The organism is Dermacoccus barathri (assembly GCF_015070805.1).
Taxonomy (GTDB): domain Bacteria; phylum Actinomycetota; class Actinomycetes; order Actinomycetales; family Dermatophilaceae; genus Dermacoccus; species Dermacoccus abyssi.
Window position 1 is genome coordinate 220577 of the sequence record NZ_JADCTK010000004.1, and the last position, 17412, is coordinate 237988.

Sequence of the window (17412 nt, forward strand, 5' to 3'; positions counted from 1 at the left end):
TCGGGAGCCCGTTTCGCGACCCGCCCCCGGAGTCGACAACTTCATCCGCGACCCCAAACGTGCAATTTGGATTGAGGAGACCTCCACCCATGTCTGACCGCGTGACCATGCCGGCCCTCGGCGAGTCGGTGACCGAAGGCACCGTGACCCGTTGGCTGAAGAACGTCGGTGACACCGTTGCCGTTGACGAGCCGCTGCTCGAGGTCTCCACGGACAAGGTCGACACCGAGATTCCGTCCCCGGTTGCCGGCACGCTGCAGGAGATCCTCGTCGAAGAGGACGAGACGGTGCCGGTCGGCGCTGACCTCGCCGTCGTCGGCGACGGTGAGGCCTCCGGCGGTTCTGACTCCTCCGACGACTCGGCCAAGGCCGAGGACAAGGGCGAGGAGAAGACTGAGGAAGCTGCTGCGGAGACCTCCTCCGAGAAGGAGTCCAAGTCCTCCGACGACGAGCAGAAGTCCGAAGAGCCCAAGCAGGAAGCTGCCTCCTCCGGCGGCGAGGTCTCCGGTGGCGAGAAGGTGACGATGCCGGCGCTCGGCGAGTCCGTCACCGAGGGCACCATCACGCGCTGGCTCAAGGCCGAGGGTGACGATGTCGCCGTCGACGAGCCGCTGCTCGAGGTCTCCACGGACAAGGTCGACACCGAGGTTCCCTCCCCCGTGGCGGGCAAGCTGACGAAGATCCTGGTTTCCGAGGACGAGACGGTGCCGGTCGGCGCCGACCTCGCCGTCATCGGTGGCGAGGCGGGCGGTTCGTCCGACGACTCGGCCGAGTCCGAGGAGAAGGCCGAGCAGCCGCAGGAGTCCGTCGACTCCGAGAAGCAGGACGAGGCCGTCGAGGCTGCCGAGGACAAGTCCGAGACCTCCGAGCCCGAGAAGGCTCCCGAGGCCAAGGACGAGCCGAAGGAAGAGCCGAAGCAGGAGGCTCCCGCCAAGGAGTCTTCCTCCGGCGACCAGGGTGACAAGCAGCAGGAGGCCTCAACGAAGGTCGACAACTCCGGCACGTACGTCACGCCGCTCGTGCGCAAGATCGCGGCCGAGAACAACATCGACCTGTCGTCCATCAAGGGCACCGGTGTCGGCGGTCGTATCCGTAAGCAGGACGTCCTCGACGCCGCCAAGGCCGCTTCGGCGCCCAAGGAAGAGGCACCGGCCCCCGCGCAGGAGTCGGCTGCCGCTGCTCCCGCAGCTTCGGCCACGCCGCAGGCCGCTCCCCAGGCGTCCGCCGAGGCCCAGGCCAAGCGCGGCACAACCGAGAAGATGTCGCGTCTGCGCAAGGTCATCGCCCAGCGCATGGTCGAGTCGCTCGCCACGTCGGCGCAGCTCACGGCCGTCGTCGAGGTCGACATGACCAAGGTCGCCGCCACGCGTGCGCGCAACAAGGAGAACTTCAAGTCCCGCGAGGGCGTCAACCTCTCTTACCTGCCGTTCATCACGACGGCGGTCGTCGAGGCACTCAAGGCGTTCCCGCAGGTCAACTCCTCGGTCGACGGCGAGAACATCGTCTACCACAACGCCGAGCACATCGGCATTGCGGTTGACACGCCGCGCGGCCTGCTCGTGCCGGTCGTCAAGGACGCCGGCGACCTGTCGATCGCCGGCATCGCGAAGAAGATCGCCGACCTTGCCGCGCGTACGCGTGACAACAAGGTCACGCCGGACGAGTTGGGTGGTGGCACGTTCACCATCTCCAACATCGGCTCGAACGGTTCGCTCCTCGACACGCCGATCATCAACCAGCCGCAGGTCGCCATCCTCGGCACGGGCGCGATGACGAAGCGCCCGGTTGTCGTCACGGACGAGTTCGGCAACGACTCCATCGCGGTCCGCCAGATGATGTACCTCGTCCTCACCTACGACCACCGCGTGGTCGACGGCGCGGACGCCGGTCGCTTCCTCTCGGCCGTCAAGGCCCGTCTGGAAGAGGGCGCCTTCGAGGTGTGACTCAGGCGGTCCGACGGCTTAACCTGAAGCCATGACCAGGCAGCGCATCGCCATCACCGGTTCCTCCGGATTGATCGGCGGTGCGCTGTCTGCATTTCTGCGCAAACGCGGGGACACTGTCGTGCGACTCGTGCGCAGGCACCCCGTGCCGCCGTACGAGGTCGCGCTGACCGCCCCCGGTGAACCGGTGGACGAGTTGGCCGCCGCCTTGAACGATGTCGATGTCGTCGTCAATCTCGCGGGTGCCGGCATCGGTGACCATCGCTGGACGGCTTCGTACAAGAAAGCCCTACGGCACTCTCGCATCGACACAACGGCGACGCTCGTCGAGGCGCTGGCCCACTGCACGCCGAAGCGCCTCGTCTCCGGCTCGGCGATGGGCTTCTACGGCGACCGCGGCGAGGAGGTCCTCGACGAGACCTCGTCAGCCGGGTCGGACTTCCTGGCCGACCTCGTCGTCGACTGGGAAGGGTGTGCCGAGCGGGCTACGAGCGACGGCCACAGCGTTGCGTTCGCCCGCACGACGCTCGTCGTCTCCGCACAGGGCGGGGCCTTCGCCCAGATGGCCCTTCCGGCCAAGTTCGGCGTGCTCGGCCCGTTGGGCTCCGGTCGTCAGTGGTGGAGCTGGATCAGCCTGCGTGACGAAGTGCGCGCCCTGGCCCACCTCATCGACCACCCGGACATCACGGGACCGGTCAACCTCGCGGCGCCACTCGCGTGCCGCCAGGCCGGTGTCGCCAAGGCGCTGGGGCGCTCGATGCGCCGCCCAGCCGTGGCGCCGGCGCCGGAGTTCGCACTGCGCGCAGTTCTGGGCGAGATGTCGACCCAGCTCACCGCCTCGACGAGAGTGCGCCCGGCCGTCCTGCAGGCGTCCGGCTTCACATGGATCGATTCCAACCTCGATCAGGTCCTCGACCGCCTCGCGGCCGATCTCAGCGACCACTCCACTCACTGATCCGCCACCGCCCGGCATCGCTCACGAGGCGCAGCTCCACCTGAGTGGATTGACTCGCCCTGCGCGACCGGTCGTTGCCATGGGTCACCGTGTAGCCCGAGCGCGTGACTGTTGCGGTGGCTCCGGCCGTCCCGGCAGCGCCTGTCTTGGGGGCGTAGCTCGCGACGCGATAGGAGACCCCCGAATAGACGATGCCGTCACGCTGCGCTTGGTGTAGGGCCGCGCTGTCGCTCGTCAGCGCCGGCGACTTCGGCGCCAGGCATCGCTCGAGCCGGCGCTGATCGACGCTGTTCCAGGCCTCGGCGCGACATGCGAGCAGTGCCTCCACCTCGCCGCGGGTCGGTGGGTGCGAGGTGGCACTCGACGAGTCCTTCGAGGCGGTGCTCGCCTTGCCGGAGGCCGAGGGGCGCGCCGTCGACGTCGTCGCTCTCGGCTCGGAGGTTGTGCCCCGCGCGGCGTACGGCGAGTGTTCCGCCGCGGCGCCTCGTGCCGGAGCCTCCACCGAGTCGGGAGCATCATCCGTGGGCCACAGGGCGGCTCCGGCGACCAGCGTCACACCCAACGCCAGTGCACCGACGAGACGCGACCTTCCCCGTTGTGGGCCCTCCCCGTGACGGCGGCCCCGGCCTGCCTCTCGGCGCGTCTGCGGCCCTTCCGCGAGCTGTCGCTTCTGCGCTTCCTCCCGCAGACGACGTGTGATCGATTCGGCCGGCGCATCCGCCCCGGCCACTCGAGGCACCGACCGATCGACGGGCACAGCCACCGGGTCGGCAGCCTCGAGTAGCTTGCGAGCCACGTCGTCGGAGTACGGACGAGCCGACGGAGTGAGGGCCAGACCGGCCGCGATGAGGCGCTCCAGGGGCTCCGGGACGTCGGGCACGAGTTCGCTCAGCGGCGGTCGAAGCGACGCGGGCGCGGGCGCCTCCCCGACGAGGGCGAACCACGCAACGGCAGCCAGGGAGAACACGTCGCTCGACGCCGCAGGAGCATGCCCCTCAAGAACCTCGGGGGCGACGAAACCCGCGCTGCCCCATTCAGCTTCTCCGGGCAGCGCAGCGACACGTGAGGCACCGAGATCACTCAGCAATGGTCGTCCGACATCGTCGAACAAGACGTTGCGCGGGGTGACGTCACCATGGACGCACCCACCGTCGTGAATGCGCGAGAGCGCTCCCGCGATGGGCGCGAGCGCCGTCACGCACTCCCCCGCGGTGAGTCCGCCGCGACCGACGACGACGTCGTGCAAGCTCCCGCCCGGCAGGTACGGCATGAGCAGAACGCTGCGCCCGTCGTCGTCGCGGAGGAAGTCGACAACCGGCACGACGTGGTCCCCGGCATGACGACGCATGCTGCGCCACTCGGCGCGTCCGGAGGCCTCACCGGCCTCGCGGAACACCTTCGCCGCGAGGCTCGCACCGCCGGGTGCGGTGACGCGCCAGACATCTGCACTGCCGCCCGCACCGATGAACTCCTCCACCGTGTAGCCCTCGAGCCGTGGCTCCTGTGTCATGACGGCCTCCCTGCTCCGTTGCAATCTGACGCCCGATCGGGTCGCTGTTTTCAGCCTGCCAAGATCGCGGCGAGCGGCGCAGAAGTTATCCACAGCCCCCTCCGAGCGCCCCGTCATGAGCCCGGGCGTAGGCTCCCGTCATGCGCGTCATCCACCTCGGCTTCGATCCTGATTTCGTCGATTACGAGGCCGGTTGGAGCAGACAACGGGAGATTCACGCCGAGGTCGTTGCGGGTGGCGAGGACACGGTTCTCCTGCTCGAACACACCCCCGTCTACACCGCCGGCAAGCGCACCGAGGCGCACGAGCGTCCCTTCGACGGCACGCCCGTCGTCGACGTCGACCGCGGAGGCAAGATCACGTGGCACGGCCCGGGTCAGCTCGTCGGGTACCCGATCTTCGCGCTGCCCATCCCCATCGACGTCGTGGCGCACGTGCGCCGCATCGAGCAGCTCATGATCGGTGTGTGCGCTGACCTCGGGGTCGAGGCCACCACCGTCGAGGGCCGCACAGGTACCTGGGTGCTCGCCGACGACAAGGGTCCCGACCGCAAGATCGGCGCCATCGGCGTGCGCGTCTCGAAGCGCGCCACGATGCACGGTTTCTCCCTCAATGCGAACTGCGATCTCGGCTGGACGCAGACCATCGTTCCGTGCGGCATTTCCGACGCCGGGGTGACCACCCTGAGCAAGGAGCTCGGCCGCGACGTGCCCGTGCGTGAGGTGCTTCCCCTCGTCGAGGCGCGTCTGCCGGATCTTCTGTCGCCCCGGCGTCGTTCATGACGACTCTCGAAGTCGCTCGGGAAGTTCCGGCAGGCGTAGGCTGTTGTGCTGGAAAGGCCATGCCAAACCACCGCAAGGAGTCAGTGTCTTGACCGTCGCGCCCGAAGGCCGTCGTCTGTTGCGCGTCGAGGCGCGCAACGCCGAGACCCCCATCGAACGCAAGCCGAGTTGGATCCGTACCACCGCCAAGATGGGCCCGGAGTACAACTCGCTCCAGAAGCTCGTCAAGGGCGAGGGCCTGCACACCGTGTGCCAGGAAGCCGGCTGTCCGAACATCTTCGAGTGTTGGGAAGACCGCGAGGCCACGTTCCTCATCGGTGGTGACACCTGCACGCGTCGTTGCGACTTCTGCGACATCGCCACCGGCAAGCCCGGTCCCCTGGACCTCGACGAGCCGCGCCGCGTCGCGGAGTCGGTGCGCGAGATGGGCCTGCGCTACGCCACCGTCACCGGCGTGGCCCGCGACGACCTCAAGGACGGCGCCGCGCAGCTCTACGGCGACACGGTGCGTCTCATCCACGAACTCAACCCCAACACAGGCGTCGAGATCCTGCCGCCCGACTTCGGCGCCGTGCCGGAGCTCGTCGGCAAGGTCTTCGATGCACGCCCCGAGGTGTTCGCACACAACCTCGAGACGGTGCCGCGCATCTTCCGCCGCATCCGCCCGGCCTTCACCTACGAGAAGTCGCTCAAGGTGCTGACGATGGCGCGCGAGCAGGAACTCGTGACGAAGTCGAACCTCATCCTCGGCATGGGTGAGGAGGAGCACGAGATCGACCAGGCCCTGCAGGATCTGCACGAGGCCGGCTGCGACATCATCACGATCACGCAGTACCTGCGTCCTTCGAAGCTGCACCACCCGATCGACCGGTGGGTCAAGCCCGAGGAGTTCGTCCACTGGAGCGACCGCGCCGAGGAGATCGGTTTCTCCGGCGTCATGGCCGGCCCGCTCGTGCGTTCGTCCTACCGTGCCGGGCGCCTCTACGCACAGGTCATGGCCAAGCGCGGCCAGGCCCTGCCGGAGAACCTCCAGCACCTCGCCGAAGCGGCATCGTCCCCGGCCCGCCAGGAGGCGGCGTCGTTGGTCGAGCGCACGCGCTCCGACGTATCCTGATCGGCATGGCAACATCCTCCGGCTCGAACGAGCCCAAGAAGTCACGCTTCCGGCGCGGTCGTGGTGAGGCGGGAGCGAGCAAGGCTCCCGGTCGCTCGTCGCAGTTCAAGCAGGTCTTCGAGACGACGCGCGCGAACGACTCGGCGCTGATCCCGTGGATGGTGGGGGCTTTCGCCCTCGTCTTCCTCGTGTTCCTCGCGATCGGTTTCGGTTTCGGCCACCCGATCTACTTCGGCATCCTCGGGCTGCTGTTCGGTCTGCTCGCAGCGATGGTGGTGCTGGCGCGCCGTGCGAACACCGCGATCCACAAGTCGATCTCGGGTCAGCCGGGTGCGAGCGCGGCGGCGATGTCGTCGCTTCGTCGCGGTTGGTTCGTCGAGCAGGAGCCGGTCGGCGCCGACATGGGTCGCAGCCGTCAGGTCAAGGATCTCTCGAGCGCCGCGATGGTGTACCGCGCCGTCGGCAAGCCGGGCGTCGTGCTCGTGGCCGAGGGCCCCAAGGGTGGCGCAACCCGCCTCCTCGCCCAGGAGAGCAAGCGCACGAGCCGCGTGCTCGGTCCCGAGGTTCCGGTGCACACGATCCGCGTCGGCACGGACGACGAGGCCGTCCCCGTCGAGCGTCTGACGAAGGACATGCAGAAGCTCCCCAAGGTGCTCACCGACGACGAGTCCGGCCAGGTGACGAAGCGCCTGCGCGCCCTCGGCGGACTCAAGTCGGGAGTGCCCGCCGGCGTCGACCCGAACAAGGCGCGCGTCAACCGTGCGGCCATGCGCGGACGCTGACCGCTCGATTCGAACGTGACGAAGGCTCCTTCCCCCACTCGGGGAAGGAGCCTTCGTCGTTCAGCAGGCGGCGACGCGTCAGCGAGTGCGCAGGATGAGCGTTCCCGCGATCTTGTCGTGCAGTCCTCGTCCGTAACCGTCGGTGACGACGGCGGGTACGACGAGGCACAGCAGGACGGTGCGCACGGCGCCGGAGACCAGACCGGGAGGCGTTGCATCCGGACGCTGGACGACGAGCCCGAAGATGCGGTGACCGATCGTCATGCCGATGGTGCTCACGAGCAGGAAGTTCTCGATCGCGAAGACGAGGAGCGGCTTGAACCCCTCGGCGCCGGAGCCGCCCCAGCGGTAGTCGAGGAATGCCGCCGCGATCAGGGAGCACAGGAACCAGTCGATGAGCAGTGCGCCGATACGGGGAAGGAAGCGTCCCAGTGAACCCGGCCCCTCAACGGGGCGCCCTGCGGCGGGGTCGGTGTGGGCCTCGGGGCTCGTCATCGTCTCTCCTTTTCCGGACATGATCGTCTCGCACTGTGAGGCACGATCTGTGTTGCTCCAACCCTAGGGCCGTGCCTACCGATAGGTTTAATCCGTGCGTCCGGGACGCGTCCCGGACGCTTCGACAGATCGGCACGTGTGTAACACCGCTGAAACATTGAAGCCACGAGAGGGAAACTCCCCCCGACTACCGTCGTGGTGAACACGCGGTGCGACGCCGACCGGTCTCGCCCATCCGATCAGGAGGATCAATGTTCCAGACCGCTGACGAGGCCTTGAAATTCATCAAGGACGAGGATGTCAAGTTCATCGACATCCGATTCTGCGACCTCCCCGGGGTCATGCAACACTTCAACGTCCCGGCCGAGAGCTTCGACGCCGACGCGATCGAAGAGGGCCAGATGTTCGACGGCTCGTCCATCCGCGGTTTCCAGGCGATCCACGAGTCGGACATGAAGCTCGTGCCGGACCTCAAGACGGCGTTCGTCGACCCGTACCGCAAGGAAAAGACGCTCATCATCAACTTCTCGATCGTGGATCCGTTCACGGGCGAGCAGTACTCGCGCGACCCGCGCAACATCGCGGCCAAGGCCGAGGCCTACCTCAAGTCGACGGGCATCGCCGACACGGCGTTCTTCGGCGCGGAGGCGGAGTTCTACGTCTTCGACGACATCCGTTTCGAGACGAAGCAGAACGCCAGCTACTACTACATCGACTCCATCGAGGCCGCCTGGAACACGGGCCGCGAGGAGGAGGGTGGCAACCTCGGGTACAAGACCCGTTACAAGGGTGGCTACTTCCCCGTTCCCCCGGTCGACCACTACGCCGACCTGCGTGACGAGATGTGCCTGCGTCTGGCCGAGGTGGGCCTCGAGGTCGAGCGCAGCCACCACGAGGTCGGCACCGCCGGCCAGATGGAGATCAACTACAAGTTCAACGAGCTTCTGCAGTCGGGCGACGACGTCATGAAGTTCAAGTACGTCATCAAGAACACGGCGTTCGCGAACGGCAAGTCGGCGACGTTCATGCCGAAGCCGCTGTTCGGTGACAACGGTTCGGGTATGCACACGCACCAGTCGCTGTGGAAGGACGGCGAGCCGCTGTTCTACGACGAGCGCGGCTACGGCGGCCTGTCGGACATCGCCCGCTGGTACATCGGTGGTCTGCTCAAGCACGCTCCGTCGCTGCTGGCGTTCACGAATCCGTCGATGAACTCCTACCACCGCCTCGTGCCGGGTTACGAGGCTCCCGTGAACCTCGTGTACTCCGCGCGTAACCGTTCGGCGTGTGTGCGTATCCCGATCACGGGTACGTCGCCGAAGGCGAAGCGTGTCGAGTTCCGCGTGCCGGACCCGTCGGCGAACCCGTACCTGTGCTTCGCGGCGCAGCTCATGGCGGGCCTGGACGGCATCAAGAACCGCATCGAGCCGCCGGAGCCGGTGGACAAGGACCTCTACGAGCTTCCGCCCGAGGAGCACGACGCCATCGAGCAGGTTCCGGCGTCGCTGCCGGCCGTTCTCGACGCGCTCGAGGCCGACCACGAGTACCTGCTCGAGGGCGACGTGTTCACGGAGGACCTCATCCAGACGTGGATCGAGTACAAGCGCCTCAACGAGGTCGACCCGATCCGGTTCCGTCCGCACCCGCACGAGTTTGAGATGTACTACGACATCTGATTCCGCGTAGTGGAGGTTGAGGGCCAGGAGACCCGGCGAGCGCCAGCGAGCCGGACACTCCTGGCCCTCGGCCGTAACGGTGCGGGATCAGATGTCGTCAAAAGACATCGCCATCCGCCGAAGATCCCTTAGGAAGCCCCCATTCTGTAGACGTTCGGCGTCACGTACGCCGCGCAACGTCTACAGAACCGCCCCGACCGCTCCGAGCCGTGCCAGTCTGGGCTCCATGTCTTCTTCTCGGGTGACGAGTTTCCGTAACCACGCTCTGACGTTCGACGTCGTCGACGAGGGGCCGCTGGACGGCGAGATCGTCGTGCTGCTTCACGGATTTCCCGAGCGGGCGTCGTCGTGGCGAGGAGTGACGGCGCGCCTTAACGAGGCCGGCTGTCGGACGATTGCTCCGGATCAGCGTGGCTACTCCCCCGGCGCTCGCCCGCGGCGGCGTCGTGACTACGCGATGCCGCGGCTCGCCCAGGATGTCGTGGCGCTCATCGACACGCTCGACGCACCCGTCCACCTCGTCGGTCACGACTGGGGCTCCGCGGTGGCCTGGACGGTGACCGCGCACCATCCCGACAGGATCCGCACCCTCACGGCGATCTCCGTCCCCCACCCCGAAGCGTTCCTGCGCGCCATGCGCGGGCGTCAGCTCGCGCGCTCCTGGTACATAGGAGCCTTCCAGCTCCCGAAGGTCCCCGAGCTCCTCGCACGTCGGGCGGGAGGCGTCATGGACCGGGCGATGCGCGCGGGTGGCATGACGCCCGACGAGGTTGCCCGCTTCCGCACCGAGATCGTCGACGACGGCGCGTTGCCCGGCGGCCTCGGGTGGTACCGCGGATTGCCTTTCTCCAGTCAGAGCTGCCCAGCGGTCCAGGTTCCCACGACGATGGTGTGGAGCACCGGCGACGACTTCATCGACGAGGCCGGCGTTCGAGCCTGCGGCAACCACGTCGAGGCACCGTACGAGCTCGTCGTCCTCGAAGGGGCGAATCACTGGCTCCCGAGCCAGAGCCCGGCAGCGGTTGCCGACGTCATCCTGCGCCGAGCCGAAGGAACTCCTACTACCCCGCGGTAACCGATCCGAGGCGAGCACGTTCTTGGCGTCGCGCTACGGTGGCCCCATGGCTGAGAATCTTGAATCCGATGTGATCATCGATGCTCCTGTGGAGTGTGTCTGGGAGGTCGTCAGCGACCTACGCCGGATGCCGCAGTGGTCGCCCCAGTGCCGCAAGGTCATCGCGCGCGGACCGATTCGTCAGGGTACCTTCATGCTCAACATCAACCGTGACGGCAAGCTGTGGTGGCCCACTCGGTCCAAGGTCACCGACTTCAGCCACCAGCAGCGTGTCGCCTTCCGCGTGCTCGACAACAACACGGAGTGGAGCTTCACGCTCGTTCCCGAGGGTGAGCGCACCCGCCTCGTCGAGCGACGTGACGTTCCCACTCGCGGCACCACCCAGATCTCGCGCGTCCTCATCGACAAGGTGCTCGGCGGCGAAGCCGACTTCGAGGCCAACCTCGCCGCCGGAATGAACGCCACGCTCAAGCGCATCAAGGCGAGTGTCGAAACGTCGAAGGCCGGTCCGAGCGCATGAACGACGGTGCGCGCCTGTACGACATCGGCGAACTGCGTCGCCGAGCGCGGGCGCGTGCCGCACAACGGGTGGGGCAAGCCTTCGACGGGCAGATCGCGGACGACTCGGTCGCCGGCGTCCGGGTTCGTCGCTACCTGCCCAGTACCATCCACGCCTCCGCGACGACGTTCTTCTTCCTCCACGGCGGCTACGGCCTCTTCGGGGACGTCGAGCTCCAGGACGGGTACTGCCGCCTGCTCGCGATGCGGTTGGCCCACGGGGTCATCGCCATCGATTACCCCCTCGCCCCCGAGAACACGTTTGCTCACGCCATCGCGGCCGTGCAGGCGGTAATGAGGGAAGAGAACACCGGTGTGAGCGTTCTGGCGGGCGATTCGGCCGGTGGCGCACTCGCTGTGGCCACAGCGCGGGCCGGTGAGGAATGGCCCGAATGCGTCGACGGTCTGCTGCTCACCAACCCCAACCTCGACCTCACGCTCGGCTCGCTCGCTCCGAACGCGCCGGCCGGACCCGACTCCGGCCTCATGAGCCACGCGTTCGCCCAATGGCTGGGCGACGAACACGCCGGGCTTCGCCTCGACCAGGACGCTCGTCGGTTGCCACGCACCCTCGTCGCGGTCGGCACGGACGACAGCCTCGCTCCCGAGGCGAGAACCTTGCACGCCGCCTGTACGGGAGCCCGCGTGCCGTCCCGGCTCCTCGAGTTCGAGGCCGTGGGTCACGGTCTCGTGAGCGAGAGCCACCTCGTCGAGCGCATCGCGGACGAAGCGCGCGTTTTCTTCCGCCTTCCGGCGAGCTGACGCCCCGCGTCAGCCGCCGTACACGATCTGCGTCGCGCCGAGGCGATCGAGCAGGTAGGCCGTTTCGAACGCGGCTTCCTTCCACGACTCGTACCGGCCGCTCACACCGCCGTGGCCGGCCACCATCTCCGTCTTGAGCAGGATCGGACGCTCGCTCTGGTCACTCGTCACGGTGCGACGCAGCTGCTGCACCCACTTGGCCGGTTCGACGAAGAACACTCGCGTGTCGTTGAGGCTTGTCGTGGCGAGCACGGCCGGGTAGCGCTCGGCACGCACGTTCTCGTACGGCGCGTACGACTTCATGTACGCGTACACCTCGGCGTCGGCGAGCGGGTTGCCCCACTCCTCCCACTCCCCCTGCGTCAACGGCATCGACGGATCGAGCGTCGTCGTCAGGGCATCGACGAACGGCACCTGCGTGACGACCGCGCAGAACAGCTCCGGCGCCTCGTTGATCACCGCGCCGATGAGCAGACCACCGGCGGAACCCCCCTCTGCAGCGAGGCGATCCGGCGAAGCCCAACCCGTGTCGACGAGGTGACGCCCACACGCGACGAAGTCGTCGAACGTGTTCTTCTTGTGCTCCAACCGGCCGTCGAGGTACCAGGAACGGCCCATCTCACCACCGCCACGCACGTGGGCGATGGCGAAGACGACACCACGCTGCAGGAGGCTCAGACGCAAGACCGAGAAGTACGGATCGATCGACGACTCGTAGGAGCCGTAGCCGTAGAGGAGTGCAGGGTTGGTGCCGTCGGCCTCGACGTCCTTGTGCGCCACGAGCGAGATCGGCACCTGTGCCCCGTCCGGGGCCGTGGCCCACAGACGGTGCTGCTGGTAGTCGGACGGCTCGTGGCCACCGAGCACCTCACGGCGCTTGAGCAGCGTGACCTCGTCGGTCGTCGTGTCCCAGTCGTAGACCGAGCGCGGCTCGACGAACGACTCGGTGGCCACCATGAGCGTCGTCGCCTCGTAGATGGGGTTGGCGCCGACGCCCACGGACATCAGCTCGCCGGAGAACGGCAGGTCACGTAGGACGCCGAAACCGTCGCCCTCCTTGGGCAGCAGCTTGACCGTGGCGAGGCCACCGGAACGCAGCCCGACGAGCACGAAGTCGCGGAACGCGGAGACGCCCATGAGGCGCTCACCCTCTCCTCCTTCGAGGAGCGGCTGCCAGTGCTCGATTCCCGGCGTCGCGAGGGGCGCCCAGGAGACGTCGTAGTCGACGCGGTCGCGGTTATGCACGATGTAGAGGCGCTGACCGTCGATCTCGATGTCGTAGTCGAGGCCCGGAGTGCGCGGCTGAACGACGCGCAGACCTGCCTCGACGTCCTGCAGGTCGAGCAGGTGGAACTCGGCGGTGTCCTTCGAACCGAGCGACAGGACGAGCCACCGGTCGTCGTGCGTTCCCCCGATGCCGAGCCAGTACGAGGCGTCCTCCTCGGTGAACAGGAGCGTGTCCGCGCTCGGGTCCTCACCGACGACGTGGTGCCACACCTGAAAGGGCCGCCACGCCTCGTCGACGCGCGTGTAGTAGTACGACTCACCGTCGGCCGCCCAGACGAGGCCGTAGCCGACCCCGGTGACGCTCTCCTCGAGAACCTCACCCGTGGAGATCGTGCGCACGCTGATCTTGTAGCGCTCGTCGCCCTCGAAGTCCATGAGCGCCGCGAGACGGTTCTGGTCAGGGCTGAGAGCCAGCCCACCAACCGAGTAGAAGTCCTTGCCCTCCGCCTCGACGTTGCCGTCGAGAAGCACCTGCTCACCCGGAAGCGACGCCTCGGGCGTCGGCACAGGACGGCTGTCGCCTTCGCGGTACGGTGCTCGGCAACTGATGCCGTACTGCTGGCCCTCCACCGTGCGGGCGTAGTACCACCAGTCCTTGTCACGCACCGGGATCGACAGATCCGTCTCCTTGGTACGCCCCTTGATCTCGGCGAAGATCCTGTCGCGCAACTCCTGCTGCGGCGCGAGGACGGCGTCGGTGTAGCCGTTCTCCGCGTTGAGGTGCGCGATGACCTCGGGGTCGGACTTGTCGCGCAACCACTCGTAGTCGTCGACGAAGACGTCGCCGTGGTGGATGCGCTCGTGCGGCACCCGCTTCGCCTGGGGTGCGCTGGGGCCGTTCGTCGTCATGTTTCCTTCTCTTCGTCGTCGGCTCAGCCGAGGCAGGCGGGGCCCAGCAGCGCCTTGAGGTCGCCGAACAGGGCCGGGGTCGCGTTGACGCGCAGACTGTCGTCGAGCTTGACCGTGAGCGTGCGACCGGGCCGGGTGAGGCGCAGGTGCACCTCCGTGATGCCGGGGTGCTCGCCTAGTACCTCCTTGAGCCGCTCGGCGAGGCCCTGCGTGGCGCGGGCATAGGGCAAGTGGAGGGTCACCGGGCCGCGTGGGCCGTCCGTGAGCTCCGGCAGCGTGAGTTCCATCGCGTTGAGCGCGACCGACTCGTCACGACGGTTGACGCGGCCCTTGACGGCGCACACGACGTCCTGACTGAGCATCGTGGAGACCGTGGCATAGGTCGAGGGGAAGAACAGGCACTCGATGGCTCCGTCCATGTCCTCGACCGTGGCGATGGCCCACAGGTCGCCCTTCTTCGTGCGCTTGACCTGCAGACCCGTGATGAGACCGGCAATCGTCACCATGGCCCCGTCGGGCAGCGAGTCCTCACCGAGGAGCTTTGCGACGGACGTGTCCGAGAACTGCGACAGCGCAGCCTCGATGCCGAACAACGGGTGGTCGGAGACGTACAGGCCGAGCATCTCGCGCTCGAACGCGAGCTTCGTCTGCTTGTCCCACTCGATCGGCGGAATCTGCGGTAGGGCCGCGAACTCGATGCCCGGCGCGTCGTCACCGAAGCCGGCGAACAGCGAATCCTGGCCGTGTTCCTCCTTGCGCTTCTCCTCGATGAGGGCGTCGACGTACGAGTCGTGAATCTGCACGAGGCCCTGACGCGGGTGGCCGAGGTCGTCGAAGGCGCCGGCCTTGACGAGCGACTCGACGGTGCGCTTGTTAAGGACCGTCGCCGAGCACTTGCGCAAGAAGTCCTCGAAGGAGGTGAAGCGTCCCTTCTCCTCACGCGTCGCGACGATGGCGGAGACGACGTTCGAACCGACGTTGCGGATCGCCTCGAGACCGAAGCGGATGTCCTCACCCACAGCGGCGAAGTTACCGATCGACTCGTTGACGTCGGGCGGCAGCACCTTGATGCCCATGTGTCGGCACTCGTTGAGGTACAGCGCCGACTTGTCCTTGTCGTCGCGCACGCTCGTCAGGAGCGCGGCCATGTACTCGGCCGGGTAGTTGGCCTTGAGGTAGCCGGTCCAGTACGACACGAGCCCGTAGGCGGCCGTGTGCGCCTTGTTGAACGCGTAGTCGGAGAACGGCAGGAGGATGCTCCACAGCGTCTGCACCGACTCCACGGAGAAGCCGTTGTCGAGCATGCCCTTCTCGAAGTTGACGTACTCGGCGTCGAGCACTTCCTTCTTCTTCTTACCCATGGCTCGACGCAGCAGGTCGGCGTTGCCGAGGGTGTAACCGGCCAGCTTCTGGGCGATCTCCATGACCTGCTCCTGATAAATGATCAGGCCGTAGGTCATGTTGAGGATCGGCTCGAGGGCGTCCGTCAGCTCGGGGTGGATGTAGTCGATCGGCTGGCGCCCGTTCTTGCGCAGCGCGAAGTTGGTGTGCGCGTTGGCACCCATCGGGCCCGGACGATAGAGCGCGAGAGCAGCGGAGATGTCTTCGAAGTTGTCCGGCTGCATGAGACGCAGCAGCTGGCGCATGCCGCCGCCGTCGAGCTGGAAGACACCGAGGGTGTCACCGCGCGCGAGCAGGTCGTACGTGCGCGCGTCCGTCATGTCCTTGCTCAGCGCGTCGAGGTCGACCTCCTCGTCGCGGTTGGCCTGGATGTTCTTGAGGGCGTCGTCGAGGATCGTGAGGTTTCGCAGACCGAGGAAGTCCATCTTGACCAGGCCGAGCGTCTCGCAGCTCGGGTAGTCGAACTGCGTGATGACGGCCCCGTCCTGAAGGCGCCGCATGATCGGGATGACGTCCATGAGCGGCTCGCTCGACATGATGACGCCGGCCGCGTGCACGCCCCACTGACGCTTCAGCCCTTCGAGGCCGACACCGGCGTCGAAGATGTTCTTGAACATCGGGTCGGACTCGATGAGCGCGCGGAACTCGCCGCCCTCGGCGTAGCGGGCGTGCTCGGTGTCGTACATCTTCGCGAGCGGCACGCCCTTACCCATGACGTCGGCGGGCATCGCTTTCGTCATCTGCTCACCGACGGTGAATGGGAAGTCCATGACGCGCGAGGCGTCCTTGACGGCCTGCTTCGCCTTGATCGTGCCGTACGTGACGATGTACGAGACGCGGTCGTCTCCGTACTTATCGACGACGTAACGGATCACCTCGGAGCGCCGGCGCTCGTCGAAGTCGACGTCGAAGTCGGGCATCGACTTTCGCTCGGGGTTGAGGAAGCGCTCGAAGATCAGACCGTGCGGGATCGGGTCGAGGTCGGTGATGCCCATGGCGTAGGCGCACATCGAACCTGCACCCGAACCACGCCCCGGCCCCACGCGGATGCCGTTGTCCTTGGCCCAGTTGATGAAGTCGGCGACGACGAGGAAGTAGCCCGGGTAGCCCTTGCCGACGATGACGTCCTGCTCGTAGCGAGCCTGCTTGATCGCGTAGTCCGGCACCCCTTCGGGGAAGCGCCGCTTGAGGCCGCTCTCGACCTCCTTGATGAACCACGACGTCTCGTCCTCCCCCTCGGGGCACGGGAAGCGCGGCATGTAGCGGCCTTCGCCCTCGGTGAAGGAGACTTCGCACTGCTCGGCGATGAGCAGCGTGTTGTCGCACGCGTCCGGGTGGTCGCGGAAGAGGTGACGCATCTCGTCGGCCGACTTGAGGTAGAACTCGTGCGAACCGAACTTGAAGCGGTTGGGGTCGGTCAGACGCGAACCGGAGTTGATGCACAGCAGCGCATCGTGGTGAACCGCGTCCTCCTTGTTCGTGTAGTGCAGGTCGTTCGTCGCGAGCAGCGGCAGGCCCAGGTCCTTCGCCAGCTTGAGCAGGTCGCTGCGCACCCGACGTTCGATGTCGACGTCGAGGTCGTGCTCCATGAGCTCGCAGTAGAAGTTGCCCTCGCCGAAGATGTCACGGAACTCGGCGGCCGCCTCGACGGCCTTGTCGTACTGCCCGAGGCGCAGGCGGGTCTGGATCTCGCCCGAGGGGCAGCCCGTCGTGCCGATGAGACCCTTGCCGTACTGCTGCAGCAACTCACGGTCGAGGCGCGGGTACTTCGAGTAGACCTGATCGAGTGAGGCCTGCGAACCCATGCGGAACAGGTTGTGCATGCCGTCGTTGTTCTTCGCCAGCAACGTCATGTGCGTGTAGAGACCGCGGTTCGAGACGTCGTCGGCCTCCTGGCCGCGCTCGCCCCACGTCGTACGCGTGCGGTCGGTGCGGTGCGTGCCCGGCGTGAGGTAGGCCTCGAGCCCGATGATGGGCTTCACGTCGTACTTGCGCGACTTCGACCAGAACTCGTAGGCACCGAAGAGGTACCCGTGGTCGGTGGTGGCGATCGCCGGCATGCCGAATTCCTGGGCACGGGCGAACATGTCATCGATACGGGCTGCACCGTCGAGCATCGAGTACTCGGTGTGGTTGTGCAGGTGGACGAAGCTGCGCGACTGACTGGACATCGGGGACGAGTCTACGACCGGCCACCGACAACCACCTGTGCGCTGAGCGCCG

13 protein-coding genes are annotated in these 17412 nt (G+C 67.0%); 9 read left to right on the forward strand and 4 right to left on the reverse strand.

Annotated elements, in window-relative coordinates:
• Positions 1 to 89 precede the first annotated feature (89 nt).
• Positions 90 to 1943 (forward strand): 2-oxoglutarate dehydrogenase, E2 component, dihydrolipoamide succinyltransferase, encoded by a 1854-nt coding sequence (sucB, locus tag IM689_RS09120; RefSeq protein ID WP_193643738.1) that lies wholly within the window; start codon positions 90 to 92, stop codon positions 1941 to 1943.
• Between the two features lie 31 nt (positions 1944 to 1974).
• A complete protein-coding gene (locus tag IM689_RS09125; protein WP_193643739.1) occupies positions 1975 to 2898 on the forward strand; it encodes a TIGR01777 family oxidoreductase in 924 nt (307 codons plus the stop codon).
• Here the strand turns inward: IM689_RS09125 and IM689_RS09130 are convergent.
• On the reverse strand, positions 2876 to 4408 hold the full coding sequence (locus tag IM689_RS09130) for a serine/threonine-protein kinase (protein ID WP_193643740.1): 1533 nt from the start codon (positions 4406 to 4408) through the stop codon (positions 2876 to 2878). The two genes, IM689_RS09125 and IM689_RS09130, sit on opposite strands and share 23 nt — an antisense overlap.
• A 140-nt stretch (positions 4409 to 4548) precedes the next feature.
• Here IM689_RS09130 and lipB point away from each other — a divergent pair, with 140 nt between their 5' ends.
• The 3 genes from lipB (at position 4549) to IM689_RS09145 (ending at position 7086) form a co-directional block, all read left to right on the forward strand.
• Positions 4549 to 5190: a lipoyl(octanoyl) transferase LipB gene (lipB, locus tag IM689_RS09135; protein WP_193643741.1), complete on the forward strand. Its 642-nt coding sequence runs from the start codon at positions 4549 to 4551 to the stop codon at positions 5188 to 5190.
• A gap of 88 nt (positions 5191 to 5278) precedes the next feature.
• Complete coding sequence (gene lipA, locus IM689_RS09140; protein WP_047311455.1) at positions 5279 to 6304, forward strand: lipoyl synthase; 1026 nt, start codon at positions 5279 to 5281, stop codon at positions 6302 to 6304.
• A gap of 5 nt (positions 6305 to 6309) precedes the next feature.
• Entirely contained in the window at positions 6310 to 7086 is a 777-nt protein-coding gene (locus tag IM689_RS09145; RefSeq protein ID WP_193643742.1) for a DUF4191 domain-containing protein, read from the forward strand.
• 78 nt (positions 7087 to 7164) lie between these two features.
• On the opposite strand, the gene IM689_RS09150 is transcribed toward IM689_RS09145, so the two are convergent.
• Positions 7165 to 7581: an RDD family protein gene (locus IM689_RS09150; RefSeq protein WP_187035400.1), complete on the reverse strand. Its 417-nt coding sequence runs from the start codon at positions 7579 to 7581 to the stop codon at positions 7165 to 7167.
• Between the two features lie 251 nt (positions 7582 to 7832).
• Here IM689_RS09150 and glnA point away from each other — a divergent pair, with 251 nt between their 5' ends.
• The 4 genes from glnA (at position 7833) to IM689_RS09170 (ending at position 11652) form a co-directional block, all read left to right on the forward strand.
• Positions 7833 to 9257: a type I glutamate--ammonia ligase gene (gene glnA, locus IM689_RS09155; RefSeq protein WP_193643743.1), complete on the forward strand. Its 1425-nt coding sequence runs from the start codon at positions 7833 to 7835 to the stop codon at positions 9255 to 9257.
• Between the two features lie 226 nt (positions 9258 to 9483).
• Positions 9484 to 10332: an alpha/beta fold hydrolase gene (locus IM689_RS09160; protein ID WP_193643744.1), complete on the forward strand. Its 849-nt coding sequence runs from the start codon at positions 9484 to 9486 to the stop codon at positions 10330 to 10332.
• Positions 10333 to 10378: 46 nt separating this feature from the next.
• Complete coding sequence (locus IM689_RS09165; protein WP_193643745.1) at positions 10379 to 10852, forward strand: SRPBCC family protein; 474 nt, start codon at positions 10379 to 10381, stop codon at positions 10850 to 10852.
• Positions 10849 to 11652: an alpha/beta hydrolase gene (locus IM689_RS09170; protein ID WP_193643746.1), complete on the forward strand. Its 804-nt coding sequence runs from the start codon at positions 10849 to 10851 to the stop codon at positions 11650 to 11652. Before IM689_RS09165 ends, IM689_RS09170 begins: the two co-directional genes overlap by 4 nt.
• Positions 11653 to 11661: 9 nt before the next feature.
• On the opposite strand, the gene IM689_RS09175 is transcribed toward IM689_RS09170, so the two are convergent.
• Positions 11662 to 13788 carry a S9 family peptidase gene (locus IM689_RS09175; RefSeq protein WP_193643747.1) on the reverse strand — a complete coding sequence of 709 codons (2127 nt, stop codon included), beginning with the start codon at positions 13786 to 13788 and terminating at the stop codon, positions 11662 to 11664.
• A gap of 23 nt (positions 13789 to 13811) precedes the next feature.
• Positions 13812 to 17360 carry a DNA polymerase III subunit alpha gene (gene dnaE, locus IM689_RS09180; RefSeq protein WP_193643748.1) on the reverse strand — a complete coding sequence of 1183 codons (3549 nt, stop codon included), beginning with the start codon at positions 17358 to 17360 and terminating at the stop codon, positions 13812 to 13814.
• Positions 17361 to 17412 lie beyond the last annotated feature (52 nt).